The sequence below is a fragment of the Grimontia sp. NTOU-MAR1 genome (assembly GCF_035758505.1).
Classification (GTDB): Bacteria; Pseudomonadota; Gammaproteobacteria; order Enterobacterales; family Vibrionaceae; genus Enterovibrio; species Enterovibrio marinus.
The window spans coordinates 154496-177808 of sequence record NZ_CP142108.1; the positions used below are offsets into that span (position 1 = coordinate 154496).

Here is a 23313-nt window from a genome sequence, read left to right on the forward strand (position 1 = left end):
AGAATGTCAGGCCTCAGTGAGGTTACGGCACTGGCTGTTGCGCTTGGCGACAGACTGCAGGATGAAATAGCCGACGACAGAAACCAGCAACGCGTTACCTGCGGCGATGATGCATAGCTGGATAAAGACCTTGGTGAAGGGTTCTGCATACAAAATAGTGTCGAGAAACGCTGAACAGCCGTAACCAACCACATTGCCTACCAATGCCAGCAGGGAAAACAGCAAAATATCAGGCAGTCTAAAATGGCCGTATTTGAGACGTTTTCTGGTTAGAACAGGAAAGAGACCGATGATCATACCGACGATACCCGAGCCTAAAACCCAGGTCAGCCAAACTCCCCAACCAGCGAATAGGTCAGTGACCCAATGGCCAATAAAGCCGACAAAGAAGCCAACGCCTGGGCCAAAGAGGACGCTGAAAAGCGCGAGAATTGCCATGGCAGGCTTCAGTGTGGTGTTGGCAAAAACGGGAATACCAAACATAGGCAAACCACCGATGCCGTAGAGTGCGGCACCGATAGCAATGATAACGACTGTTTTTGCAGAGAAATTCATAGATAACCTTTCGCACCCGGCTAATCGAAGGCCAGCCAGGACGCTCCGTAATGCAATTGTTTTAAGTTGCTCGCAAAAAATGAGGCGGGATTATATAAGATAAAATTCGAGAAAGGAAAGCTATCAGTCTAGACGTCTAAACCTTTCTGTAAACCAAGGTAGACGCTTGACGAAGTGTTGACCGGAACGAAGTTGAGAAAGGCTCGAAGACTAAATCAAAAAAGGCGCCTAAGCGCCTTTTAGACAGAGATATAGAGGAAGTTTACAGTTTACTTAGCCAGTTTTTCCAATACCGCTTTACGTTCTACTTCACGGCAAGCTGCAGCAGTGAACACGACGTCAGTCGAACTGTTCAATGCGGTCTCTGCAGAATCCTGAACCACACCAATAATGAAGCCCACTGCGACAACCTGCATCGCCACGTCATTCGGGATGCCAAACAGGTTACATGCGAGAGGGATAAGCAGTAGGGATCCGCCTGCTACGCCGGATGCGCCACATGCAGAAACAGCCGCAACGATACTCAGCAGAAGTGCCGTTGCTAAATCTACTTGAATACCCAGTGTATTAACCGCAGCGAGCGTCAGCACTGTGATGGTAATTGCTGCGCCGCCCATGTTGATGGTTGCACCCAAAGGAATCGACACCGAGTAAGTATCCTTGTCGAGTTTCAAACGGCTACACAGCTGCATGTTAACAGGTATGTTGGCTGCCGAACTGCGGGTGAAAAATGCGGTCATGCCACTTTCACGCAGACATTGGAGTACCAATGGGTAAGGATTTGAGCGTGTTTTGAAGTAAACGATGATCGGGTTAACCACCAACGCAATGATTGCCATGCTTCCAAGTAGGACAGCCAGCAGATGTGCATAACCCATCAGTACTTCAAAACCGGTTTCCGCAAAGGTTTTAGCGACCAGACCAAAGATACCCAGCGGTGCCAGTTTGATGATGTTGCGAACGATAAACGACACGCTCTCTGCTATGTCACCGAAAACGGTTTTCGTGGTGTCATTCGCGTGGTGAAGGGCAATACCCAAACCAATTGCCCAAGCCAGAATGCCAATGAAGTTACCATTCATCAGCGCATGGATTGGGTTATCAACGATGCTGAATAGCAGGGTAGTAATAACCTGAGCTATACCCTCAGGTGGCGCTACTGCAGTGTCAGAAGTGGTTAGCGTCAGTTCAGTCGGAAACAGGAAGCTCATGGTCACCGCTGTCAATGCAGCCGCGAAAGTACCAACAAGATAAAGGATGACGATGGGCCGAAGGTGGGTGTGTTGGCCTTTACGCTGGTTAGCAATAGATGCGGCAACCAGAATGAATACTAGAATTGGCGCTACCGCTTTCAGCGCATTAACGAAGAGTTCACCGAGAAACCCGACGGCTTTGGCGCTTTCTGGCGAGAAGCTTGCCAGTGCTACACCCGCAACAATACCAATCAGAATCTGGACAACCAGACTTGTATTGGTAACGCGGGCTAGGGGGGATTGTGTTTGCTTCATTTTATTCTCACTTCACTGTGTAAGGGTCTTGGGGGCCCATAACCGACAAAGCCTCAAACGTCATTACGCTCAAGGTAAAATGGGTATAAATCTGTTAACGCGAGGTTAGCGAATGGATTAAATCAGGATGGCTGGCGTTCTGTAAAGTGAAAATTGACATAAAATACGATACTAGATCGCGTTTGCGTTATTATATAACGATATGTGTGTATAGGGTAATTTAAAATATTGTATATCCAAATGTTTTTTAGTTGTTAATGGTAACAGTAAAAAAGCGCCCCAAAGAGCGCTTTATATACTTAACTAATGGATTCGCAACAGTACATTCTTCTAGTAGATGACATGTCCAACTGTGTTTAGCAATTGGCTCACGCCTTTTGTAAAATGAAGCGGAGCATCAGCCACGGTGTAGCAGAGACAACCGTCGTGGGTCTGCGGCGTATGGTGGTTTGTGCTATCCAAAATAATAAAGTCTCCGGGCACGTATTTATCGTGCTCATCCTCAAAGTGCCCACTTAGTAACAAGGTGACTTCCATTCCTTTGTGCGTATGGCTTGGAACGCTGCCGTTCATACCGATGTGCAATAGGCTGGCTCTTGTGTCGCCCTCGTTTAAAGGAAGTCTGGCGCGACTGATTGAACCAATAGAGCTCCAACCCAAGTGATGATATCGGCGTAGTGCAGTTGGCAGTTTATATCGTTCGCCTGCAACTTCTATCTCTGACACAGGTGAAGCGGACACTTTAGTTAATGGCGCGTTTTCTCCGTTAACAATAGACGCCATCATGTCGCTGAAAATATCTTCGTGGGCGCTTTGTTGCTCCGTGAAGATATCGTCATTGAATGCTGCGTCGGCAGCTTTTGCTTCGTATTGAGCAAGTTTCTCTGCACAGCAGGAGCACAGTTCGCAGTGAGCCGCGACGGCGATAGACATTGACGCCGGTAATTCACCCGCCGCGTGTGATTCAAGTAAAGCTTCAGACGGATGGTACTTAATCATTGTTTACCTCCAAATGACTACGCAGTTTTTGTAAACCCAATCTTAATCGCGATTTTATGGTGCCTAGGGGCACATTGAGCTGATCTGCGAGTTCTTGGTGTGTCAGTTGTTTTAGATAGACGCCTCTTACTACCTGCTGCTGAAGATCAGGGAGTAGGTCAATATAGGAAAGGAGCTGTGTCTGAATTTGCTCTTGCAGCGCTTCGTCTTCTTGGTCACCGACCTCTCCATCGATAAGCGGCCAGATGTCTCCGCTCAAACAGTCCTCTCTGTTGCTTTTAACTTTTCTGAGCATGTCAAAGCTGACGTTACGCATGATAGTGAAAACCCAAGTTGACGCTCCACCTTTGGAACCATCGTAAAGATGCGCTTTGCGCCAGACCAATATCATGGTCTCCTGAACCAGTTCCATCGCTTGGCCATCGGCTCGCAGATGACGGAGGCCGTAGGCACGAATTTTCGGTGCAAAGTGGCTGAAAAGATTTGAGAATGCTTTGTCATCTCTCTTCTCTGCAACGCGTGTGAGTAACTCCGCTAGGTGCTCAGGAGTAGGTGTAGACATAGATGACCGACTGTTTGAAGGTTTCTGGTTGCCTGAATTATAAGTGCTTTCGACCAGTTCCATGATGATTGTGTCCTTTAAATGTCTTATCAGTCGAAACGAATTAGATTTGATTTCGGATCACTAATACATCAAATTTTTTCTTCGCTAAGCAGTAGTGAAATAAATTGTTTGGCCTCTTGAAGGTCGTGTTGTGCGAGAAACCATTGACGTTGGTTGTTTGCGAGAGGAAGGATTTCTAACCAACGCTGGCAAACCCATAACATGTCGTCAAACCTGTGCTCGCTGTTGTACTGAGAGGCATGCTCGGGATGTGCTTCGAAGAGATTTTCAAGTGCTGTCCCGAGATCGCCGGCACCTTCATTTTCATTCCAGTCAGGGAGTACTTCGGTATCGCTAATCCAAAGTCCATCTTCTTCTTGTCCGATATTCGCGAGTTTGACACGTGATATACCGCGGATAGTGACACCCAGCAGTCCGTCGGGCAGAGTTTCAAAATCAACAATCTTCACATGCGTACCGAAACGACAAATTGCATCACCGTCTTTCATTGCAAGCACGAATCCGCTGTCATTTGCCATCGACTCCTTGACTAAGCGCACATAGCGTGGCTCAAAAATTCGTAGCTTCGTCACGCCGCCGGGAAGCAAGAAAAGTGGTAACGGGAAAAGACCTAACTGCATTGAAACCTCCATAAAATCACTTAGAAATTTACGTAGGTTCCAATCCGCGCGATCACCTTCGCCTATTCTTTGCTATCGAAAAAGTCAGCAAGACCGGTTTGAATGGCATCAACCAATTGCTGCAGTTGCACACCGCTCATGTCATAGGGAGGCATGATGTAAACCAGTCGGCCGAACGGACGGATCCATACCCCTTTGTTAATAAAGTGTTTTTGAATAATGTCGACATCGACTGGAGAGTGGGTTTCTACGACACCAATAGCGCCCAGCCAACGCACATCTTTGACATGCTGCATTTCAAGCAGAGGAGGTAGTATTTCAGCCAGCCTAGTCTCGATAGCATGCACTTTTTCCTGCCAGGGCGTATCTTGGAGTAATTGGAGGCTGGCATTGGCAACTGCACTTGCGAGTGGGTTTCCCATAAAGGTAGGGCCATGCATAAAGCAACCTGCTTCTCCGCCACACACTGTGTCTGCAACGTGCTTGGAGGTGATTGTGGCTGCCATGGTCATATAGCCGCCCGTTAGGGCTTTACCCAAGCAGAGAATGTCAGGTTCGATGTCGGCATGTTCGCAGGCGAAAAGCTTGCCTGTGCGCCCAAAGCCTGTAGCGATTTCATCACAGATTAAAAGAATACCGAACTCGTCGCACAGTTCCCTCACGCGTTTTAGGAAGGTTGGGTGATAAATCCGCATCCCACCCGCACCTTGAACAATCGGTTCGAGGATTACTGCTGCTATTTGCTTTGCATTGCTTTCTAGCTTGTCTTTGAAATCAGCAATATCATTTTCGTCCCACTCATCGTGAAAACCGCATTGCGGAGAGTCCGCGAAGATGTGTTCTGGTAAAAAGCCTTTATAGAGCTTGTGCATTGAGTTATCTGGGTCTGTCACTGACATTGCTGCAAAACTATCGCCATGATAGCCGTGGCGAAGCGTCAAGAACTTCGCCCGGCTTTCCCCCTTTGAGTGCCAATATTGAAGCGCCATTTTGAGTGCGACTTCTACAGAAATAGAGCCTGAATCACACAGAAATACTTTCTCAAGCGAAGGTGGTGTCATGGCTACCAGCTTTTTACACAATTCGATCGCTGGCTCGTGGGTGATGCCACCAAACATCACGTGAGACATGTTGGCGAGCTGAGAAGTAACAGCTTCATTCAATGCAGGGTGATTGTATCCGTGAATCGCCGCCCACCAAGACGACATGCCGTCAATAAGCTCAGTGCCATCTTCCAGATAAATGTGAACGCCTTTCGCCCGGTTGACGGGATAACACGTCAACGGGTTAATGGTGGATGTATAAGGGTGCCAAATGTGATTGCGGTCGAATGCGATATCCATGCTCAAAAAATACCCAGATGTAAACCATAGAAAGTGTTTGCTGTTGACATTGTAAAGGGCGACTTTAGACTGGACAAGTTATCGTTTAATCAATTTGAGGAAAGACAGGTGGATGTTCGCCATAACTGGACTGTCGAGGAAGTACAGGCCCTTTTTGAAAAACCTTTTATGGATCTGATGTTTGAAGCGCAGCAGATTCACCGACAGTACCAGCCCGCTAACCAAGTGCAAGTCAGCACACTGCTTTCCATTAAGACTGGCGCGTGTCCTGAAGACTGTAAGTACTGCCCCCAGAGCGCACATTACCGGACAGACGTTGAGAAAGAGCGTTTGTTGGAGGTAGAGCGTGTTCTGGATGCAGCGCAAAAAGCGAAGAACTCAGGAGCGACGCGATTCTGCATGGGTGCAGCGTGGAAAAACCCTAAAGAGCGTGACATGCCTTATCTGAAAGACATGATCAAAGGTGTGAAGGGTATGGGCCTTGAAACCTGTATGACACTTGGCATGTTGAGTTCGGACCAAGCGAATGAACTTGCGGGTGCGGGTTTAGATTACTACAACCACAACTTGGATACCTCGCGCGAGCACTACAGCAACATTATTACTACCCGTACATTCCAGGATCGTCTGGACACGTTATCTCATGTTCGCGGGGCGGGCATGAAGGTATGTTCCGGCGGTATCATCGGCCTTGGCGAGAGCAAACAAGACCGCGCTGGTCTGCTTGTCGAGCTGGCGAACCTTCCACATCACCCAGAAAGTGTGCCAATTAACATGCTTGTTAAGGTCAAAGGCACGCCAATGGAAAGTGTTGACGACGTTGAGCCTTTTGACTTCGTTCGTATTATCGCTGTAGCACGCATTATGATGCCGAAGTCTGCTGTTCGTCTCTCTGCAGGTCGCGAAAATATGAATGAACAGATGCAAGCCATGTGTTTTATGGCGGGTGCGAACTCGATTTTCTATGGATGTAAGCTACTCACCACGCCAAACCCAGATGAAGACTCAGATATGATGCTCTTTAAGAAGCTGGGCATTAACAGCGAGCAGGCCGTTCAAAAGCCAGATCAGGTTCAGGAAGAAACGCTGTTGACTCAAGTGGCTGAACGCGTAGCTTCTCGTCCTGGCAAAGACGACCTCTTTTACGAAGCGAACGTTTAGGAGTGCGCTTCGATAATGCGTGAACAGTGCCAGCTGCAAAGCCGTATCGAGCAGAGGCTCGAAGCGCGGCGGCAACAACGCCTTCACCGTCAGGTGGCTGCATTCAGCCACCGAAACGGACTGATAACGGACAGCGACAATCGCCAGTTCGCGAACTTCTCGGGTAACGATTACCTTGGCCTCGCCCAGGACGCATCCCTTATCAAAGCATGGCAAGAAGGACTTTCCCTTTATGGCGCGGGAAGCACAGCTTCGCCATTGGTAACCGGCTTCTCTAAAGCTCACCAGTTCTTGGAAGACAAACTTTGCAATTGGCTTGGCTTTGATCGGGCAATATTATTTAACAGTGGTTTCTCTGCCAATCAGGCGGTGATTTTCTCTTTACTAGAAAAGGGAGACTTGCTGCTTCAAGACAAACTTAACCATGCCTCGTTAATGGAAGCGGGCATGCTGTCTGAAGCCACCATGAAACGCTTTTCTCATAACGATGTGACTAAACTTGGCTCACTTCTACAGAAAGCGGACAGCCCAACGCTGACGGTCACAGAAGGCGTTTTCAGTATGGATGGTGATTTGTCACCACTGGCTGATGTGAAAGCACAATGCGAAGCTCACGGGTCGTGGCTGATGGTGGACGATGCTCATGGCTGTGGGATTCTAGGCGAAGATGGTCGGGGTAGTAGTAATCATACAGGTATTAAACCTGACATCCTTATCGTGACCTTCGGTAAAGCCTTCGGGATGATGGGCGCGGCGGCACTTTGCAGCGAGAGTGTCCATGATTATTTGACACAATTTGCCCGTCACTACGTCTATTCAACCGCGATGCCGCCTGCTCAGGCACATGCTTTATCACATGCTGTGGATATCATCAGCACACAATCCTGGCGTCGAGAAAAACTCGCATCGCTCTCTGAGCTCTTCCATTCTTTGTTAGCCGACGCCTCAGAAGTCATTCCTACGATAACGCCAATCAAACCCGTGGTACTAGGCGATGTAGAACGTATGCAAGTGGCAGCAACATCGCTTAAAGCATCTGGTTTTTGGACGGGGGCGATTCGTCCACCGACAGTACCAGCCAATTCCTCCCGCCTTCGAATCACGTTGTCAGTCAATCAAAGTGAATCGCAGGTGAAAGAGTTAGCAGCGACGCTGAGCCAGATTTTGCAGGAGGTGTCATGAGCCAGGCTGTCGATTTTCAGCAGGATGCCCTTGCGATGTTGGATGAGGAAAAGAAAGCCATTAAAGACGCCTTCAGTAGGGCAGCGAAGACCTATGACAGCAGCGCTGCGTTTCAGCGTCAGGTCGGTCACCTACTGATGGCAATGAACACGGACTGGCAAGGTAAAACAGTACTCGATTTGGGATGTGGCACAGGTTATTTCACCGAACAGATGCTCACATTGGGCGCTGACATGGTCGCGCTTGACCTTTCTGACAAGATGCTCGAACAAGCAAGGGTTCGTTGTGGCGATAGCGCGAACTATATTTCAGCGGACGCTGAGTCATTGCCATTGGCAGACAACAGCATTGATGTAGCGTTTAGTTCACTGGCATTACAATGGTGTCATGACCTCTCGGTGCCACTAAGTGAGTTGAAAAGGGTGGTGAAACCAGGGGGTAAGATCCTCTTCACTACTTTGCTTGAAGGTTCGCTTGAAGAATTGAAACAGGCTTGGCGAAAAGTTAATGGGCAGTCTCACGTTAATACCTTTTTATCGCACAAGCAGGTAAACATTGCGCTCGCTCAAGCTCACTGCAACCACTACCACATAGAATGTAAGCCGATTACGGAGTATTACCCCTCGGCGTTGGCACTGATGAAAGACCTTAAAGGGATTGGTGCTACGCATTTACAAGAGGGAAGAAGTGCGGGATTAGTTGGTAGACGTGCCTTTATCGAATTGGAAAGCGCCTATGATGTTTTTCGAAATGAAGATGGCACTGTCCCCGCTACGTATCAGGTTTGCTTTGGAGCTATAAGTAATGAATAAAAGCTTTTTCGTCACAGGTACGGATACTGAAGTTGGAAAAACCGTCGCATCAATGGCGGTGATGCAGGCCGTCTCCAAGGCTGGCTATAGTGTGGCTGGTTACAAGCCTGTGGCTGCAGGCAGTAAGGAAACAGAGCGAGGTCCAATGAACTCTGACGCCATTCGTCTGCGCGAATGTACGACAGTAGAAGTTAGCTACGCGGATGTGAATCCGTGTCTTTTGCATGCGGCTTGTTCACCGCATATTGCTGCTGAATTGGAAAATGAAACAGTAGACTTCAATCAGTTATCAGAGGGCTTGAAACGCCTTCAGTCACGTTCAGACTTCACCTTGGTTGAGGGGGCTGGTGGTTGGAGAGTCCCGGTCACCTATGACACAACACTTGCTGACTGGGTTGTAGGTGAGAAACTACCGGTGATTTTGGTCGTGGGCATCAAGCTGGGATGTTTGAATCATGCTTATCTGACCGCAGAAGCGATTCGTCGTGATGGTATTGAAATCGTGGGTTGGGTAGCGAATCGTGTGAATCCCGGTACAGAGCATTATTGCGATATCGTGAAAACGCTGGAACACCACTTGAAGGTGCCCAAACTTGGTGAGATCCCTTATATGCCATCTATTAAATCACGTGATTTAAGTGGATACATCGACATTGCGCCACTGGGTTTGTAAGTACCTTGTAGAGAAAAGAAAAGCCAGCTAGATAGCTGGCTTTTTTGGAACTTGTTTTGGTGCTCATTTGCTGTCTTCTGGCAGCAAGCCCATCAGCGATTGCTGAACATCGGACACTTCTTTTAGCTTTTGGTTTTCGTCGTCGGCAAGCCCTAACTCGGCACAAGCTTCATCGAAGCTCATACCCAAGTGACAGCAAAGGATATCGATCGCCATACGATAGTTTTCTTTGTCAGCCATCATTCTCTCTCCTTAGAATCGCGTCCCTGCTGGGCCACAATGTGTGCCTTTTAGCATTTCATCCTTGTGCGTAAGTTATTCCTCTATGGCGACAAATACAACTCGACAAAAGTCTAATACCCTAGTAGAACATCCCTGAACAATAGCCTGTTTACGCACGACTTAAAAAATAGCATGTGGCGTATGTTTGCAATGACTTGCGTTTCAAACTGTGCTCCTTCGCAAATAATGTGTTTTGGGAATGTTAATCGAGCACACAGTGCACTGAGTTGGCTCATTCAGGCAGACTGTTTGTATTCAGTTGCATTCTTGCCAATGAGTATTTCGAAGGTAAGCTGGTAGATACAAGGACGAAGGGGCAGTTGACAGCATGTCGTTGTTTTCTAGAAACATATTCAGGAAAGAAAAGCCAAGGGTGTATCTTGACTCGATTTTTGTCGTACCTAGGGTCTGTTGACCTTTGGTGATTAAATTTTGTTCTAGCCCTAGGCGTTTTAGGCGCGGCGAGGTGTGTGCCGCCTAGTCATTCTAAGCAAATACACCTCAACAAAGCATAAAACGTTTAGGGCAGAACCCTTCGGGAAGCGTTTGTGGGGAATTTCTGCTGCGTTATCGGCATCTTATGTAGGCCAGCTACACATCGATGCCTCTGCCTTGCATAAAATCCCCACAAACTGCTGCAAAAATCATCACCAAAGATCAACAGACCCTTGAGAAAGCCTTATATCCATAGATGAGTGGGGAATGTTTTGGAAAACAGAAAATTTTGAAAGCTCCATTCGTAAAGAGCTGGAAGAGATTTTCAATTTACCTCACGTATCGTCAGCTGAGAATGTGAGTGGTAATGACCTTGGTTTACAAGTGGCCGTCGTTAGCTATAGAGGTGGTGAGTTTTTAGACTTTACGATGCCTTCTGCTCACCTTCCCATTTTCTGGAGACCTAAAATCGAGGTTCACTCTAGGCTGTATTTTCTGAAAGACTACAAGACCTTTAAAACCTTCAAAGTTGTGGAAAGATATTCCTGGTCTGACTTTACTCGACGCACATTAACCATTAACGGCCTTCTACTGAGGTATAAGCCCCTGTATAACAACAAGGATATAGAAAGTTTACTTGTGAAAGCGTGTTTTGAGCTAGTCGGAAAAATGAAATCATCTCTATGATACGATAAAGAAATCATAGCTTCTCCAAAGCACATGACGAAGATGAATAATTTGGCTTCCTGATGGCGCGCGAGTGAATGGTTTTTCTTTTGACTCCATGACCAAAAGAACAAAAACAATAAATTTTTGTGATTTATGTTTTAAATTGTTACACAGGCTTGTTTTTCCGTATTTCGACCCTACTATTCGAGGAGTATCCCCAAGCTAGCTGAGGCTACTATAACCAGTGTCTTGAGCTAGGTTGAGGAATACGCTTTCATGATTCGGAGATTATTGACGCAATGAAACGCATCGCATTATTTCTGATGACAAACTTAGCTGTACTGTTTGTCTTCAGCATCGTATTAAACATCGTATATGCAGTTACCGGCATGCAGCCAGGCAGCCTGTCTGGCCTGTTAGTGATGGCAGCACTGTTCGGTTTTGGTGGTTCCCTGATTTCGTTGATGATGTCGAAATCAATGGCACTGCGCTCAGTGGGCGGGCAGGTTATCGAACATCCCCGCAATGAGACTGAGCACTGGCTGATGAGCACAGTGAGCCGTCAGGCGCAGCAGGCCGGCATCGGTATGCCAACGGTTGCGATTTACTACTCGGACGACATCAACGCTTTTGCAACCGGTGCGAAGCGTGATGACTCGCTGGTCGCGGTCTCGAGCGGGCTATTGGAAAACATGACCCGTGATGAAGCAGAAGCGGTATTGGCGCATGAAGTCAGCCATATTGCTAATGGTGACATGGTGACCATGACCCTGATGCAAGGTGTCGTGAACACCTTCGTTATCTTTATTTCCCGCCTTATTGCTGGCGCCATTAGTGGTGTGAACAACAGCGATGAAGAGGGTGAAGGTGGCGGCAGCTTTATCACTTACTTTATCGTATCTTCTATTCTGGAAATCGTGTTTGGCCTGCTGGCAAGCATCCTGACCATGTGGTTCAGTCGTCACCGCGAATTCAAAGCCGATGCAGGCTCTGCCAAGTTGGTAGGTAAAGAGAAGATGATTGCAGCGCTGGAGCGCCTGAAAGTGAGCCATGAAAGCCGCCTTGAAGGTTCAATGATGGCTTTTGGCATCAATGGCAAGAAGTCACTGAGTGAATTGTTCATGACTCACCCTCCGCTTGATAAGCGCATAGCATCACTGCGTGCGGGCGAGCATCTGTAACAGGTATTCGTCCTGACTATGATAAAAACGCCCCCTTAATTTAAGGGGGCGTTTTTTTATCCCCCCCATTTTCTGTTAGAAAGATAATCATCAGCTAGTTTTCAAGAAAACGCAGGAGGATAGAGGAAGATGAATCCAGTTGGTTGGTTTGAAATCGCAGTCAGCGAAATGGACAGAGCAATGGCATTTTACGAAGAAGCGTTAGGCTTGACGCTAAGCAAACAAGAAGTGGGCGGATTGAGTCTCTTCCTTCAGGCGAGTTGACTGACGCTGTACTTTTTGATGGCGGTGACGACACCTGAAAAGGGCCGCGGTGATCACAACGCCAGTCAACCTCGCAAGATCCGACATCTTCAGGTTGTTTGGGTTTAACGTCACATTTAAGCGACAAGTTGGAAGAAATCTGGCTTGGCGGTCACGTTTGTGACCGCTTTTGCTGGGTGGTTATTTTTTAGGCGCTCTCAATGTGTTGAAATGGCAATATATACATGAAAACACCGTACATTAAGTCTAATAAACCAGTCAGCGCCGACGGCTTGTCGTATAACAAAGGAATCATGGAAGACTGATGCTTAAGGCAATTAAATTTGTCATCTACAGTGCTATCTTGTTAGCGCTACTCGCGACAGCTGTATTTTACGGCGCTCTTACGCTCAGCCTTCCAGCCTTATCTGGCAGTAATTCTACCGATAGCATAGATCAAACCACTTATCTTCAGCGTGATGACTTGGGCACGGCAATCATCATCGCCCAGAATCGATCCGATGCCTCTTATGCGTTAGGGTTTGCCCATGGGCAGGACAGGTTCTTTCAGATGGATTTATTGCGCAGAAACGCTGCAGGTGAACTTGCAGCACTATTTGGAGAAGCTGCGCTCCCAATTGATGAAAATCGCCGGTTCCATCAGTTTCGTAAAAGAAGCGAAGAGACTTTTAAGCGACTACCCGAAGCAGACCAGCGTGAGCTTGAGATATATTCCAACGGTGTGAATGATGCGCTGGCACAGCTCTCCTTACCACCCTTTGAATATTTGGTTACCCAGACCCAGCCGTTACCTTGGAAGCCGGAAGATTCACTGCTGGCGATATTCAGCATGTATCTGGATTTACAAGGAAGAAGCCTCGAAAGGGATTTGCTAACAGATGCCCTGTACCTTCAATTCGGGGATGATATCGCTGAGTTCCTGCTCCAGCCCTCACCGTTTCAGGCTGCCTTGGATGATTCCATAATTAAGATAAAGTCAAAACCTGTTCCCGAACTACCTTCTTCTTTGTTGGAGACATCTCAGCGCGTCGAGATAGAAAAGTCTATTGCTGTTGGAAGCAATAACTGGGCAGTGGAAGGCTCATTAACGCGTAATGGTAAAGCCATGCTGTCAGATGACATGCACCTTGGACTAGCTGTTCCTGTTATCTGGTATCGCACCCAGTTAAATATCCAATCTGGTGATGATTTGTTGCAGATAACGGGTGTCAGCTTACCCGGGGCACCTGCGATTGTGGTGGGTTCCAATGGTCATATTGCCTGGGGGTTCACCAATGGTTATATGGATACAGCAGATTGGTATCGCTTAAACCCGAAAGATAAAACCAGACTGGAAACAGAAACCATTCCCCTCAAGGAGGGAGAACATAAGTATTTGCTGGAGCAGAGCGAATTTGGTCCAGTCCGCGTTATCAACGGACAAAAATATGCGTTGAGTTGGGTTGCACACCGTGACTACGCCGTCAACCTCAACTTGATGAAGCTTGAACAGACAACAACGGTACAGCAGGCGCTTGATACCAGCAAAACGACAGGGATTCCGTTACAAAATATGGTGCTGGCGGATTCTGCAGGAAACATTGCCTGGCAAGCTACAGGAGCCCTCCCAGACCGGAGGGAGCCATTCGCACGACCTGAACCTTCAAATAGATATGATAAGCGTTGGCTGCAAAGCGCAAAGCATGTTCCTTATGTTGTGAATCCAAAATCGGGAAGGATATGGACGGGCAACAGTAGAGTAGTGGGTGCTGAAAAAGATAAGCGTTTCGGGAATGGGGGTTATGCACTTGGTGCGAGAAGCGCCCAGATTAAACAACGTCTTATGGAGAAAGACACCTTCGACATCGAAGACTTCTACGCGATTCAGCTAGACAACGAAGCCATTTTTCTTCAGCGATGGCATGGATTGTTGCTGGGGGTGTTGGAGCAGGATACTTTGCTATTCCAAGAAGATATTAAAGTACTTAATGACTGGCATAATTGTGCCTGCGAAGATTCTGTCGGCTATACCTTAGTCCGAAAGTACCGTGATGCACTGATTGATAAACTGTTTGCGCCGCTGGAAACCAAACTCGAGGAACAGCACCTATCACTCTCCCTGATTGAACGACAAATTGAGCCAGCCCTATGGCAGTTAGTCTCGGACCGCCCCGAATCCTGGGTGCCGAGTGAGGTAGGTGACTGGAATAAGTTTCTCGTGGCACTTTACCTTGAGATGCGTGAAAGCCTGATGATCGAAATGACAGGGCATGCTGATGGCTCCCTCCAAGCACTGAAATGGGGAGAGGTAAACCAACTAAAGGTTCAGCATCCATTCAGCCGTCAGCTCCCTGTTCTTGGTAATGTTCTCGATATGCCGTCAGTGCAAGGGTTTGGTGATCGCTTTATGCCAGCAGTACAAGGGCGAACTTTTGGCGCTTCTCAGCGTCTGATTGTTCAGCCGGGGGATGAAATCAATGGTGTTTTAACGCTTCCAGGTGGGCAGAGTGGTCATCCATTATCGCCTTTTTATCGTGAAGGCTTTGAATCTTACATCAACAATGCACATACACCACTGCTCCCTGGCCCTCCTGTGCAACAAATATTATTTAAGCCTAATTAGACTTTAATTATCATTACAAATTATTGGTAGTGGTTATCAGTGATCACCGAATGATGAAGAAATTAGAATGAATGTCGGGGGATTTTACATCTTATTTTATGTCGGAAATGATTGATATTTAGTAAAAATTTCACTGTATGTTGGGCTATTCTGCCCTCAAGAATATTATCCCTACCCCATCCATTTGTAAAAATACAAGCATATACGTGTATAAATATCTGGACTTATTCAATTATTGAAGTATCGATCCATTTTTATTTCACTAACTTTCTTCGATTGGAAAAATATGAATATTCTCATTTGTGTGTCGGGTGGTCTTAAAAAGAGTCGTCTCATCATGAGTGACGTTCAAGATTGCCCGGGCAACTTGAGGGTATTCGATATGCAATTTGATTCTTTTTCTCATGCATCGCGCTGGCTGGATCTGGCAACATTTGGTCCTAAAAGAGGCGAAGTAAAAAGTCTTATAAACAAACGCGCCAAAGCTTGGTATGACGAACAAGTTTCTCTGCCAGTGACATCCCATTTAGAGCAATGCCATAAGCAATTTGAGGCGCAGGGTTACGGTAAAAAACCTTCCAAGGCAACCCGTGTAAGAGCCTGGCTTGATGTCGCATTTTACTCACAAGATCAACTGCGACAACGGGTCGCTTATGCATTATCTCAAATCTTTGTCGCTTCCGACCAAGATTCCGACCTAACCAACCATGCCCCAGCAATCGCAAACTATAACGATCTGCTGTGCCAACATGCATTTGGTAATTTCCGGGAGCTGTTGAAAAACGTATCAGTTTCTCCAGTGATGGGCCAATACCTCTCTATGGTTGGCAATAAGAAAGGCGACCTGGCAAGCGGCCGTCGGCCAGATGAAAACTATGCCCGTGAGATAATGCAGTTGTTTTCAGTGGGCCTGTATCAACGCGATATAGACGGTACTTACTATCTGGATGAGAATGGTAAGCCAATTCCTTGTTACACCGAAAGAGACATCCAGGAATTGGCGAGAATTTTCACAGGTTGGAACCATAGTGATAACGCGCTGATTGAACCAATGGTGAACAACGCCGTTGATCATGACCGTGGTGAAAAATGGGTAATGGGCCACCGTTTCCCGAAAAACATGCCTGCAGAGCAGGAAATGGATCAGGTTATGGATATGCTTCTGCACCATCCATCGACCGCACCGCACATATCACATGGCCTTATTCAGCGCCTGACCAGCTCCAACCCATCGCCTGATTACGTGCGCCGCGTAGCGGAAGTGTTCCTGGACAATGGCATGGGCATAACGGGTGACCTGAAAGCAGTGGTTTGGGCAATCCTGACTGACCCTGAGGTCTACACAGCAACACCAGTGACCATGAGTAAAGTCCGAGAGCCCTGGCTGTCGCTGGTTACTATCTACCGAGCTTTAGATGTCAAGCCGGGGGCGGGCAGTGATGTTGTTGAAACAGATTTGGTTTATTTGAAAACCTGTAATCAATATCCACTGGGGTCACCCTCTGTATTTAATTTCTATCTACCGGATTTTTCGCCCAAAGGCATAGTGAAAGACAATAACCTTGTTGCTCCCGAACTACAAATTGTTGATTGGTCGCATATTATTTACGTCCACAACTTTATTTATGGCCTACTTCGCCTGAATCTTCAGAAATTAAGCGCTCCGTTAGCGAAAGAGCTCTACATTAATGTCGAAGATTTTAAGGCTTTGATTACTAAAAAAGATATTGAGGGTTTTGTTCAGGAAACATCAGAGCGCTTCTTTAATGGTGCTATGCCGAATTCACTGAAAGAGTCAATGTATAAACAATACAACGGAATCGACTTAAAACCGGGTAAATGGGTGCAGCGTTTATTGTTTATTGCTCTGGCATCACCCTATTTCCATATCCAGGAGAACCGCGCATGACACTCACAAGAAGACAAGTCATCAAATCTTTGGGCGCGGCAAGTGCAACAGCGGCTGCACCATTGAGCCTTAGTGTTCATGCTGGTGGTGCCGACGATTACAAAGCCCTTGTTTGCGTATTCCTGGCTGGTGGTAACGACTTTTTCCATCAGGTGCTGCCTTTAGACAGTTGCAATTACAACAAATACGCATCATCTCGTTACTCGATCGTTGTTTCGCAAAGCATGGTAAACCCTTTGCACATCAAAGATGCTAATGGCGCACGATTTGGCCTACATAAGAGTATGACTCCACTCATGCGCTTGTTCGAAAGAGGCAAAGCGAATTTTGCGATCAACGTAGGTCCACTGTTGGCTCCTGTCACACAAAGCGACATTGTGTCTGGCCGTGCTGACCTGCCTCCATTCCTTTTTGCGCACAACAAACAGCAAGAAGTCTGGCAGCACAGCTGGATGGGACGGGGCTATAGCGAAAATGGCTGGTTGGGGATGTCTATGGATGTTCTTTCTCGAAGCAACGGTGGCATGCCTAATGCGTTCTACACAGGTCCGAATAGTCTGTTGGATGCATACAACACCGACAAAATCTTCGTGAACAGAAATGGCTTTGAGTCATTTAATATGCTTCAGAACGCCGCGATGCGATCGAGCTACGAAAATAACGCGAATCAATACTACGATTCGCCACTGACTGCAGGCTATGCAGACGTAGTGAAGCAAGCGATGTACGCACAAGATCAAATGAGCCCGATCATCGCGTCCATTCCAATGGACAAGCGCATTCCTGCTACCAGTCTTGGCATGCAACTTCGCGCGGTTAAGCAAATGATTGAGGGGGCGCAGATGCTAGGTCATAACCGACAAGTGTTCTATGTGACACTCGGTGGTTTTGACACTCATGATAATCAGGTGCGTCGCCAGGACGAGCTAATGAAAGAGTTTGCAGAGGGTATTGCCGCGTTTTACACCTCGCTTGAGGAAGAGGGTTTGGAAGACGGTGTACTGACTTGTACCTTGTCGGAGTTTGGTCGCACTATGCACGATAACTCACGTAATGGCACTGATCATGGATGGGGGGGGGGTCACTTCCTGTTTGGTGGTGGTACAGCGTCGAACACCTGCTTCGGTACATATCCAGATTTCACCCGAGGTGGACAGGATGACAACGGAGAGGGTCGCTTGATCCCTAAGATTTCGCACGAACAGTATGCAGCACATGTAGTTAAATGGTTAGGGCTGAACAATGCTGCATTGAACACTGTGTTCCCAAATCTGTACAAGTTTGGTGGAGCAATGGGAGAGGCTACTGTGGTAGCCCGCTGAAGTTATTTTAGCGAGTCATTTCCAAAGCCCGCAGCTCCGGGCTTTGTGGTTTTCATATTCAACAAAGAGAATAAAATTGAAATTTATCATGTAGTAAAGTGCTGGGTTTTTAATGCTTTGTGTCATGTTGAAATGGATTCATTTTACAAAATGCCATACCATTTATGTTCATTGATCACGGTATAAGGGAAGAGAAATGAGCGAAAGCTGGGATGATTTGGCCGCAGGGTGGGACGAAAATGAAGCGGTCATAGTGTATTCAGAGAAAGCTTTCAGCTCCCTTTGCGAACTGATCAATATCAAGGATGCAGATGTTTTAGACTTCGGCTGTGGTACGGGCCTTCTCACGGAAAAGCTCTCTCCAGAAGTCGCATCTGTTACGGCCATAGATCCTGCACCAAAGATGATCGCCGTTCTAGATGGGAAAGCACTTTCTAACGTAGTCACTATCGTGGGTATTGTCGACGAGGCTTTTGTGCGTGAATGCCGGCAAGCAAAAAAACGGTTTGACGTGATTGTTGCTTCCTCTTCACTCGCGTTTGTTCCTGATTATCCTGAAACCATTGCGTTGCTGACCATGTTGCTTTCCGATAACGGTGTTCTTGTTCAGTGGGACTGGGAGAAGAGTAGTGACTCGGGCGTTGGATTTTCAGCGAATGAGATTGAAGAAGCCTACGAAAATGCGAGTCTCAAAATGGTGTCTTTGTCGAACCCATTTAGTATGGGAGACATTCGGGTGATTATGGCGGTCGGGCAACGAATTGATGGCTAAAGCCGCGAAAAATTGCGGCTTTAGCCAGTCATTAAGCCGCCTGCGGCGAGTCTTCAATCGCTACGCGGTTAGCGTTCCAGCTCAACATCAGGCCCAGCAACACACTTGCACCAGCACCCATCATCACCGCTGATACCGTCAACAGGCCGTGGAACGCCAATGCAGATACCACGGCACTTGCTACGAAACAGATCATCGTCTGTAGGAAGTTCAGCAGGCCTGCTGCTGTCGCGCTACAGGATTTGAATTCTTCCAGCGCTTTGTTCACCACGATTGGGTAAATTGCCCCGTTTGCTGCTGCCATGAAACAGAATGGGATCAGTACAGGCCATATGGTGGTCAGGTCGCTCTGCCAAGACACCACGAAAATAACAGAAACACTGGCAATAAAAAGCCCAACAAACCACGGAAGCATGGTAGCGCTATCAAACTTGCTCAGCAACGCGCGACAGCTGTAACCGCCTACGATGAAAGCGATGGTCTGAGGCACATAGCTCATACCGATATCAGCACCGCTGTAACCCATTTCCGTCATTACGAATGGAGAACCTGTCAGCCATGCAAAGAATGCTGCAGAACAGCCGGCGAATACCAGCATGTTTCCAACAAACTTGCGCGAGCTAATGATGTTCTTGTAATCACCAACCAGTTTTGCACCCAGCTTTTCGCCGCTGTTTACCACTGGCGCACTCTCAGCCTGACGCAAAGTAGCGATAACCAGCATGGCGCCCAGAGCAACCAGCGCGATGAAAATGCTTCGCCAGCCAAACTGAGATTCCAGTGCCGCCCCTGCCAGTGGTGCAAGGGCAGGGGATAGAGCGACCAACGGCATGATAGTGGCAAATACGCGCTGTGACGTTTTGCTGTCGTAACGGTCGATAACTACCGCTTGCCAGATCACAGAAGCAGAACATGCTCCCAGCGCCTGGACAAAACGTGCGGCCAAGAATACTTCAATGCTGTCAGCCATAAAACAGGCAGCTGTGGCAGCACTGAACAGCGCCATACCGCCAACCAGCACTTTAATGCGGCCGATGCGGTCAGACAGTGGTCCATAAACGATTTGGCCCAGCGCCATGCCCAACAGGAACACGGTTAGCGACAGGCCAATCATGGATTGAGTTGTAACCATCTCAAGGCGGATGTTTTCAAAAGCGGGCAGGTACATATCAGTCGCCAGAAAACCGAGCATGCTCAGGCCGGCAAACCAAATCATTGTTGTCATAGGAACAGTATTTTTCATTTTACTTATCCGTTGTTGCAATATGCGCGCAGTCTACTGCTAGCGAAAAGCGCTGTGAAACGCTAAAATTTCCACACTGCTTTCAAAAAATTTGATTCGTATGTTTTCTTATCAAGATCTGCAAGTTATCGATGCTGTTGCACGCCGTGGCAGCTTTTCTACTGCAGCCGAAGAATTACACAAAGTTCCTAGTGCAGTGAGCTATACCGTCAGACAGATGGAAGAGAAGCTTGCTGTGAATTTATTTGAGCGATTACACCGCTCAGTTAAACTCACGCCCGCTGGCGAGTTCTTTGTGCAACAGGCTAGAGACTTGCTCAAACGGATGGATGATATTCGCGATCAAACCCAGCGGGTCGCCAACGGTTGGACACGAAGTGTTTCTCTGGCTCTTGATAACGTGGTGCGTGAAGATCGTGTCGATTCATTGGTTCGGGACTTCTACGATGCTTTCCCTGACGTGGAATTACTGCTGACGATGGAAGTGTTCAATGGCGTATGGGATGCTCTGGCTTATGACAGGGCGGACATAGCCATTGGGGCAACTGCTGCGGTACCAGTCAGCGGAAACCTGAGCTATCGCGACATGGGCATCCTCACCTGGCGGTTTGTGGTTTCGAAAGACCACCCTCTAGCGGCAGAACCTGAACCTCTCAGACATGAACAACTGCTGGCTTACCCTGCAATTTGTCTTGAAGACACCTCCCGCATTCTCCCCAAACGTGCTACCTGGCTGCTCGACAATCAGCGTCGCCTCACTGTACCTAACTGGCACAGTGCGATTCAGTGTTTTCGTTCTGGTCTTGGCATTGGGGCCATGCCTTCACACATGGCTAAACCGTACCTCGAAAATGGTGAATTAGTAGAAAAAACGTTAGTGGAACCACCCGCAAAAAGTCCATGTTGTATTGCTTGGCGGTCAGACAAAGAAAATCCAGCAGTGAACTGGATCTTAGATTACCTTGGTGATGCTGAAAAAGCCCACAAAGAATGGCTGGATTGAACCCATTAACTTTGCTCCACCAATGGATATCCCGCGGAAGACCATTGGGCAATGCCTCCTTTTAGCGAGCTCACATTGTTGAAGCCCATTCTCTTTAAAGATTCTGTGGCTAAAGCTGAGCGTGCACCTGAACGACAGTAGAGAACAATAGGGGCGTTAGAAACATCTTCTACTTTTAAGGTGTCGACGAGGTATGCAATGATATTCATTTCCAGTGTTCCTCTGGGAATAGGATACGAGTTGGAGATAATTCCACCCTCTAATTCTTGGGGCTCTCGCACATCAATGAGAACTACTTCGTCAGCACTTTCGCTGAGTTGCTTTGGTGATATCTCTATGATTTTTTCTTTAATAACATCGACGAATTGCTGACTGGTTAAGAGCATAGGTTTTTCCTTTCACAATATTTGATTGAATACAAAAACGGTAGAAATGATCATTAAGAGCGCTCCAAATAAACGAGTCATGTATGTTTGGGGAAAGAAAGTGCGAAGCCTGCCTCCAAACAACACGCCGATAGCGCCTAAAAGAATGACCTGAGTTAAATCTGTCCAACGAAGTGAGAAGAACTGGTCTGGGGAAGATGTCAGATAACCAGTCAGGCCAAAAATGGCATTGAGGGTAATGAGTATTAGGCTTGTTGCGAGTGCTTCATCGAACTGTAAGCCTGCTGCCAAAATCAATGCTGGTACAATGAGAAATCCACCGCCGACCCCTACGAAACCCGTTAAGAGTCCGACGAAACCACCAACGATAAATATCGGAAAGAGGGTGGTTGGTGTTTGCTTTATCTTTGGCGTTCGGGTAGAGAAAAGCATTTTCCCCCCCGCGATATACATGAAAAAAGACAGGACAATCAGTTGTGTTATAACAGGTGCGTCGACTGCTGCATCTGCGCCCAAATAAGCGCACAGAACACTTGGTACACCGAAGGCCAGCAGGAGACGAATGTTGATGTTTTTGGTGAAAGGATTCTTCAAAGAAGATAAGAGGCTAAGAATACCAACCACAATTAGGGAAGACATAATCGCTTCTTTTTCTGGCATTCCTATACCGTACACCAGCACCGGTATTGTAATAATGGCGCCTCCCGAGCCTAAAATTGCTAGTGAGAAACCAATAAAAAGTGCTCCGAGTAAAGCCATTCATTTATCTCATTACTTAGTAAAAGTATTGACGAGACACTAAATGATGGGGGGGAAGTTCAACAACGTATGAAACGTTGTTTGCTCGAAAAGGGATTGTTTGCCGCTTGATGTTGACTGAGTTAAAGGGGGGCTCACTTTGCCGGATATAAGCCGGACCTAACCATCAACAGTCCCCTATCAGAAGCTCTTAAAACCATGCGTGTTATCTATTGTTATCTTTTATCAGTACCCCGCAAAACAATTGATGTTTTTTCCTGAGGCCTAAGTGGATTCACTCTGTAGTATTTGATGTATGTGATTGCACTGACAATGACACTGGCACTGTCACTTTCAAAAAAGGAATTTGCCCATGCTGGAAATTAGACCTAACTGCGAATGCTGCGATAAAGACCTGTTGCCTGATTCAACCGAGGCGATGATCTGTACCTACGAATGCACCTTCTGTGTCACTTGCGTGGAAGACATCCTTTCTAACGTTTGCCCAAACTGTGGCGGTGGATTTATGCCAAGGCCCATCCGTCCGAAAACAGCACGACGTGAAGGAGTGAGCCTTCATCACCAAATACCCTCGACCAAGCGGGTAAATACGCGTTACACCATTGAAGAACTCAAAGCGTTTAGTGAGCAGTTCAAACATATCGAGCCTGAAAATCGATAACGTGGCCTGAATAAGACGGGTACAAACAGGGAGAGCAAAATGGTTACGTGTTATCTCAAATATGTCATCGATCCGAGGAAAGTTGCTGAGTTTGAGCAATACGCCAAGATGTGGGTTCCGCTGTTGAACAAGTTTGGCGGCTAACACAACGGCTATTTCTTGCCTTCAGAGCGAGGTTAACAATGTAGCGCTGGCGCTTTTCACTTTTCCGAGTCTCGCTGATTAGGAGATGTATACCCAAATAACCATAAGCTACGAACGGCGCTTTTTCAGACCCATCTTTGAATAACTGATATTTTTCCATTACCTGCTTGGGCAATGATAATTGACTTATCAGTAAGCCCCTG

The 23313-nt window shown here is 47.3% G+C and carries 23 protein-coding genes and 1 pseudogene; 14 read left to right on the plus strand and 10 right to left on the minus strand.

Annotated features, from left to right (window positions below; translation table 11 throughout):
* Positions 1–6: 6 nt before the first annotated feature.
* The 6 genes from VP504_RS00790 to bioA form a co-directional block, all read right to left on the minus strand.
* Positions 7–555, minus strand: a complete 549-nt coding sequence (locus VP504_RS00790) for an ECF-type riboflavin transporter substrate-binding protein (RefSeq protein WP_325892482.1) — start codon at positions 553–555, stop codon at positions 7–9.
* 269 nt (positions 556–824) lie between these two features.
* Entirely contained in the window at positions 825–2063 is a 1239-nt protein-coding gene (sstT, locus tag VP504_RS00795) for a serine/threonine transporter SstT (RefSeq protein ID WP_325892483.1), read from the minus strand.
* Positions 2064–2393: 330 nt separating this feature from the next.
* A complete protein-coding gene (locus tag VP504_RS00800) occupies positions 2394–3062 on the minus strand; it encodes a ChrR family anti-sigma-E factor (RefSeq protein ID WP_325892484.1) in 669 nt (222 codons plus the stop codon).
* Positions 3055–3687 carry a sigma-70 family RNA polymerase sigma factor gene (locus tag VP504_RS00805; RefSeq protein ID WP_325892486.1) on the minus strand — a complete coding sequence of 211 codons (633 nt, stop codon included), beginning with the start codon at positions 3685–3687 and terminating at the stop codon, positions 3055–3057. Before VP504_RS00805 ends, VP504_RS00800 begins: the two co-directional genes overlap by 8 nt.
* Before the next feature lie 68 nt (positions 3688–3755).
* Positions 3756–4307 carry an LON peptidase substrate-binding domain-containing protein gene (locus VP504_RS00810; protein ID WP_325892487.1) on the minus strand — a complete coding sequence of 184 codons (552 nt, stop codon included), beginning with the start codon at positions 4305–4307 and terminating at the stop codon, positions 3756–3758.
* 62 nt (positions 4308–4369) lie between these two features.
* Complete coding sequence (bioA, locus tag VP504_RS00815; RefSeq protein WP_325892488.1) at positions 4370–5650, minus strand: adenosylmethionine--8-amino-7-oxononanoate transaminase; 1281 nt, start codon at positions 5648–5650, stop codon at positions 4370–4372.
* Positions 5651–5758: 108 nt separating this feature from the next.
* Between bioA and bioB the strand changes: the two genes are divergently transcribed.
* Genes bioB through bioD form a run of 4 tightly spaced genes read left to right on the plus strand, consistent with a single transcriptional unit; the run spans position 5759 to position 9478 of the window.
* Positions 5759–6811: a biotin synthase BioB gene (gene bioB / locus VP504_RS00820; protein ID WP_062712622.1), complete on the plus strand. Its 1053-nt coding sequence runs from the start codon at positions 5759–5761 to the stop codon at positions 6809–6811.
* 15 nt (positions 6812–6826) lie between these two features.
* The gene (bioF, locus tag VP504_RS00825) at positions 6827–7993 is read left to right on the plus strand and encodes an 8-amino-7-oxononanoate synthase (protein ID WP_325892489.1); all 1167 of its coding nucleotides are present in this window, start codon (positions 6827–6829) and stop codon (positions 7991–7993) included.
* Positions 7990–8805 (plus strand): malonyl-ACP O-methyltransferase BioC, encoded by an 816-nt coding sequence (gene bioC / locus VP504_RS00830; RefSeq protein ID WP_325892490.1) that lies wholly within the window; start codon positions 7990–7992, stop codon positions 8803–8805. The genes bioF and bioC overlap by 4 nt, the downstream gene beginning before the upstream one ends.
* Positions 8798–9478 (plus strand): dethiobiotin synthase, encoded by a 681-nt coding sequence (gene bioD / locus VP504_RS00835; RefSeq protein ID WP_325892491.1) that lies wholly within the window; start codon positions 8798–8800, stop codon positions 9476–9478. The genes bioC and bioD overlap by 8 nt, the downstream gene beginning before the upstream one ends.
* 63 nt (positions 9479–9541) lie before the next feature.
* On the opposite strand, the gene VP504_RS00840 is transcribed toward bioD, so the two are convergent.
* The gene (locus VP504_RS00840) at positions 9542–9721 is read right to left on the minus strand and encodes a hypothetical protein (protein WP_062712629.1); all 180 of its coding nucleotides are present in this window, start codon (positions 9719–9721) and stop codon (positions 9542–9544) included.
* 741 nt (positions 9722–10462) lie between these two features.
* Here VP504_RS00840 and VP504_RS00845 point away from each other — a divergent pair.
* The 7 genes from VP504_RS00845 (at position 10463) to VP504_RS00875 (ending at position 18914) form a co-directional block, all read left to right on the plus strand.
* Positions 10463–10882, plus strand: a complete 420-nt coding sequence (locus VP504_RS00845; RefSeq protein ID WP_325892492.1) for a hypothetical protein — start codon at positions 10463–10465, stop codon at positions 10880–10882.
* Between the two features lie 281 nt (positions 10883–11163).
* The gene (gene htpX, locus VP504_RS00850) at positions 11164–12045 is read left to right on the plus strand and encodes a protease HtpX (RefSeq protein WP_325892493.1); all 882 of its coding nucleotides are present in this window, start codon (positions 11164–11166) and stop codon (positions 12043–12045) included.
* 129 nt (positions 12046–12174) lie between these two features.
* Positions 12175–12309 carry a VOC family protein gene (locus VP504_RS00855; RefSeq protein WP_325892494.1) on the plus strand — a complete coding sequence of 45 codons (135 nt, stop codon included), beginning with the start codon at positions 12175–12177 and terminating at the stop codon, positions 12307–12309.
* Positions 12310–12613: 304 nt separating this feature from the next.
* Entirely contained in the window at positions 12614–14911 is a 2298-nt protein-coding gene (locus VP504_RS00860) for a penicillin acylase family protein (RefSeq protein WP_325892495.1), read from the plus strand.
* A gap of 337 nt (positions 14912–15248) precedes the next feature.
* Positions 15249–16820 carry a DUF1800 domain-containing protein gene (locus VP504_RS00865; protein WP_325892496.1) on the plus strand — a complete coding sequence of 524 codons (1572 nt, stop codon included), beginning with the start codon at positions 15249–15251 and terminating at the stop codon, positions 16818–16820.
* On the plus strand, positions 16817–18142 hold the full coding sequence (locus VP504_RS00870) for a DUF1501 domain-containing protein (protein WP_325892497.1): 1326 nt from the start codon (positions 16817–16819) through the stop codon (positions 18140–18142). The genes VP504_RS00865 and VP504_RS00870 overlap by 4 nt, the downstream gene beginning before the upstream one ends.
* Before the next feature lie 196 nt (positions 18143–18338).
* The gene (locus tag VP504_RS00875; protein WP_325892498.1) at positions 18339–18914 is read left to right on the plus strand and encodes a class I SAM-dependent DNA methyltransferase; all 576 of its coding nucleotides are present in this window, start codon (positions 18339–18341) and stop codon (positions 18912–18914) included.
* Between the two features lie 31 nt (positions 18915–18945).
* Here VP504_RS00875 and punC read toward each other — a convergent pair whose 3' ends face one another.
* On the minus strand, positions 18946–20157 hold the full coding sequence (punC, locus tag VP504_RS00880; protein ID WP_325892499.1) for a purine nucleoside transporter PunC: 1212 nt from the start codon (positions 20155–20157) through the stop codon (positions 18946–18948).
* Positions 20158–20257: 100 nt separating this feature from the next.
* Here punC and punR point away from each other — a divergent pair, with 100 nt between their 5' ends.
* Positions 20258–21160 (plus strand): DNA-binding transcriptional activator PunR, encoded by a 903-nt coding sequence (gene punR / locus VP504_RS00885; protein WP_325892500.1) that lies wholly within the window; start codon positions 20258–20260, stop codon positions 21158–21160.
* Positions 21161–21165: 5 nt separating this feature from the next.
* Here punR and VP504_RS00890 read toward each other — a convergent pair whose 3' ends face one another.
* Entirely contained in the window at positions 21166–21546 is a 381-nt protein-coding gene (locus VP504_RS00890; RefSeq protein ID WP_325892501.1) for a rhodanese-like domain-containing protein, read from the minus strand.
* Between the two features lie 12 nt (positions 21547–21558).
* Positions 21559–22305, minus strand: coding sequence for a sulfite exporter TauE/SafE family protein (locus tag VP504_RS00895; protein ID WP_325892502.1), 747 nt, complete (start codon positions 22303–22305; stop codon positions 21559–21561).
* 352 nt (positions 22306–22657) lie between these two features.
* On the opposite strand from VP504_RS00895, the gene VP504_RS00900 reads away from it, so the two are divergent.
* Together VP504_RS00900 and VP504_RS00905 are read left to right on the plus strand one after the other, a co-directional pair.
* The gene (locus VP504_RS00900; RefSeq protein ID WP_062714362.1) at positions 22658–22966 is read left to right on the plus strand and encodes a DUF1272 domain-containing protein; all 309 of its coding nucleotides are present in this window, start codon (positions 22658–22660) and stop codon (positions 22964–22966) included.
* A gap of 39 nt (positions 22967–23005) precedes the next feature.
* Positions 23006–23255 (plus strand): annotated as a pseudogene (locus tag VP504_RS00905) (NIPSNAP family protein).
* The last annotated feature ends 58 nt before the right edge of the window (positions 23256–23313 follow it).

Coding starts and splice junctions, on each gene's coding strand:
- VP504_RS00845 (WP_325892492.1), top strand. CDS start 10,463: ATGTTTTGGAAAACAGAAAATTTTGAAAGCTCCATTCGTAAAGAGCTG.
- VP504_RS00890 (WP_325892501.1), bottom strand. CDS start 21,546: ATGCTCTTAACCAGTCAGCAATTCGTCGATGTTATTAAAGAAAAAATC.
- VP504_RS00895 (WP_325892502.1), bottom strand. CDS start 22,305: ATGGCTTTACTCGGAGCACTTTTTATTGGTTTCTCACTAGCAATTTTA.
- VP504_RS00900 (WP_062714362.1), top strand. CDS start 22,658: ATGCTGGAAATTAGACCTAACTGCGAATGCTGCGATAAAGACCTGTTG.
- bioC (WP_325892490.1), top strand. CDS start 7,990: ATGAGCCAGGCTGTCGATTTTCAGCAGGATGCCCTTGCGATGTTGGAT.
- VP504_RS00875 (WP_325892498.1), top strand. CDS start 18,339: ATGAGCGAAAGCTGGGATGATTTGGCCGCAGGGTGGGACGAAAATGAA.
- htpX (WP_325892493.1), top strand. CDS start 11,164: ATGAAACGCATCGCATTATTTCTGATGACAAACTTAGCTGTACTGTTT.
- bioA (WP_325892488.1), bottom strand. CDS start 5,650: ATGGATATCGCATTCGACCGCAATCACATTTGGCACCCTTATACATCC.
- VP504_RS00805 (WP_325892486.1), bottom strand. CDS start 3,687: ATGGAACTGGTCGAAAGCACTTATAATTCAGGCAACCAGAAACCTTCA.
- VP504_RS00870 (WP_325892497.1), top strand. CDS start 16,817: ATGACACTCACAAGAAGACAAGTCATCAAATCTTTGGGCGCGGCAAGT.
- bioD (WP_325892491.1), top strand. CDS start 8,798: ATGAATAAAAGCTTTTTCGTCACAGGTACGGATACTGAAGTTGGAAAA.
- bioF (WP_325892489.1), top strand. CDS start 6,827: ATGCGTGAACAGTGCCAGCTGCAAAGCCGTATCGAGCAGAGGCTCGAA.
- VP504_RS00840 (WP_062712629.1), bottom strand. CDS start 9,721: ATGATGGCTGACAAAGAAAACTATCGTATGGCGATCGATATCCTTTGC.
- VP504_RS00810 (WP_325892487.1), bottom strand. CDS start 4,307: ATGCAGTTAGGTCTTTTCCCGTTACCACTTTTCTTGCTTCCCGGCGGC.
- VP504_RS00800 (WP_325892484.1), bottom strand. CDS start 3,062: ATGATTAAGTACCATCCGTCTGAAGCTTTACTTGAATCACACGCGGCG.
- VP504_RS00790 (WP_325892482.1), bottom strand. CDS start 555: ATGAATTTCTCTGCAAAAACAGTCGTTATCATTGCTATCGGTGCCGCA.
- VP504_RS00855 (WP_325892494.1), top strand. CDS start 12,175: ATGAATCCAGTTGGTTGGTTTGAAATCGCAGTCAGCGAAATGGACAGA.
- sstT (WP_325892483.1), bottom strand. CDS start 2,063: ATGAAGCAAACACAATCCCCCCTAGCCCGCGTTACCAATACAAGTCTG.
- punC (WP_325892499.1), bottom strand. CDS start 20,157: ATGAAAAATACTGTTCCTATGACAACAATGATTTGGTTTGCCGGCCTG.
- VP504_RS00865 (WP_325892496.1), top strand. CDS start 15,249: ATGAGTGACGTTCAAGATTGCCCGGGCAACTTGAGGGTATTCGATATG.
- punR (WP_325892500.1), top strand. CDS start 20,258: ATGTTTTCTTATCAAGATCTGCAAGTTATCGATGCTGTTGCACGCCGT.
- VP504_RS00860 (WP_325892495.1), top strand. CDS start 12,614: ATGCTTAAGGCAATTAAATTTGTCATCTACAGTGCTATCTTGTTAGCG.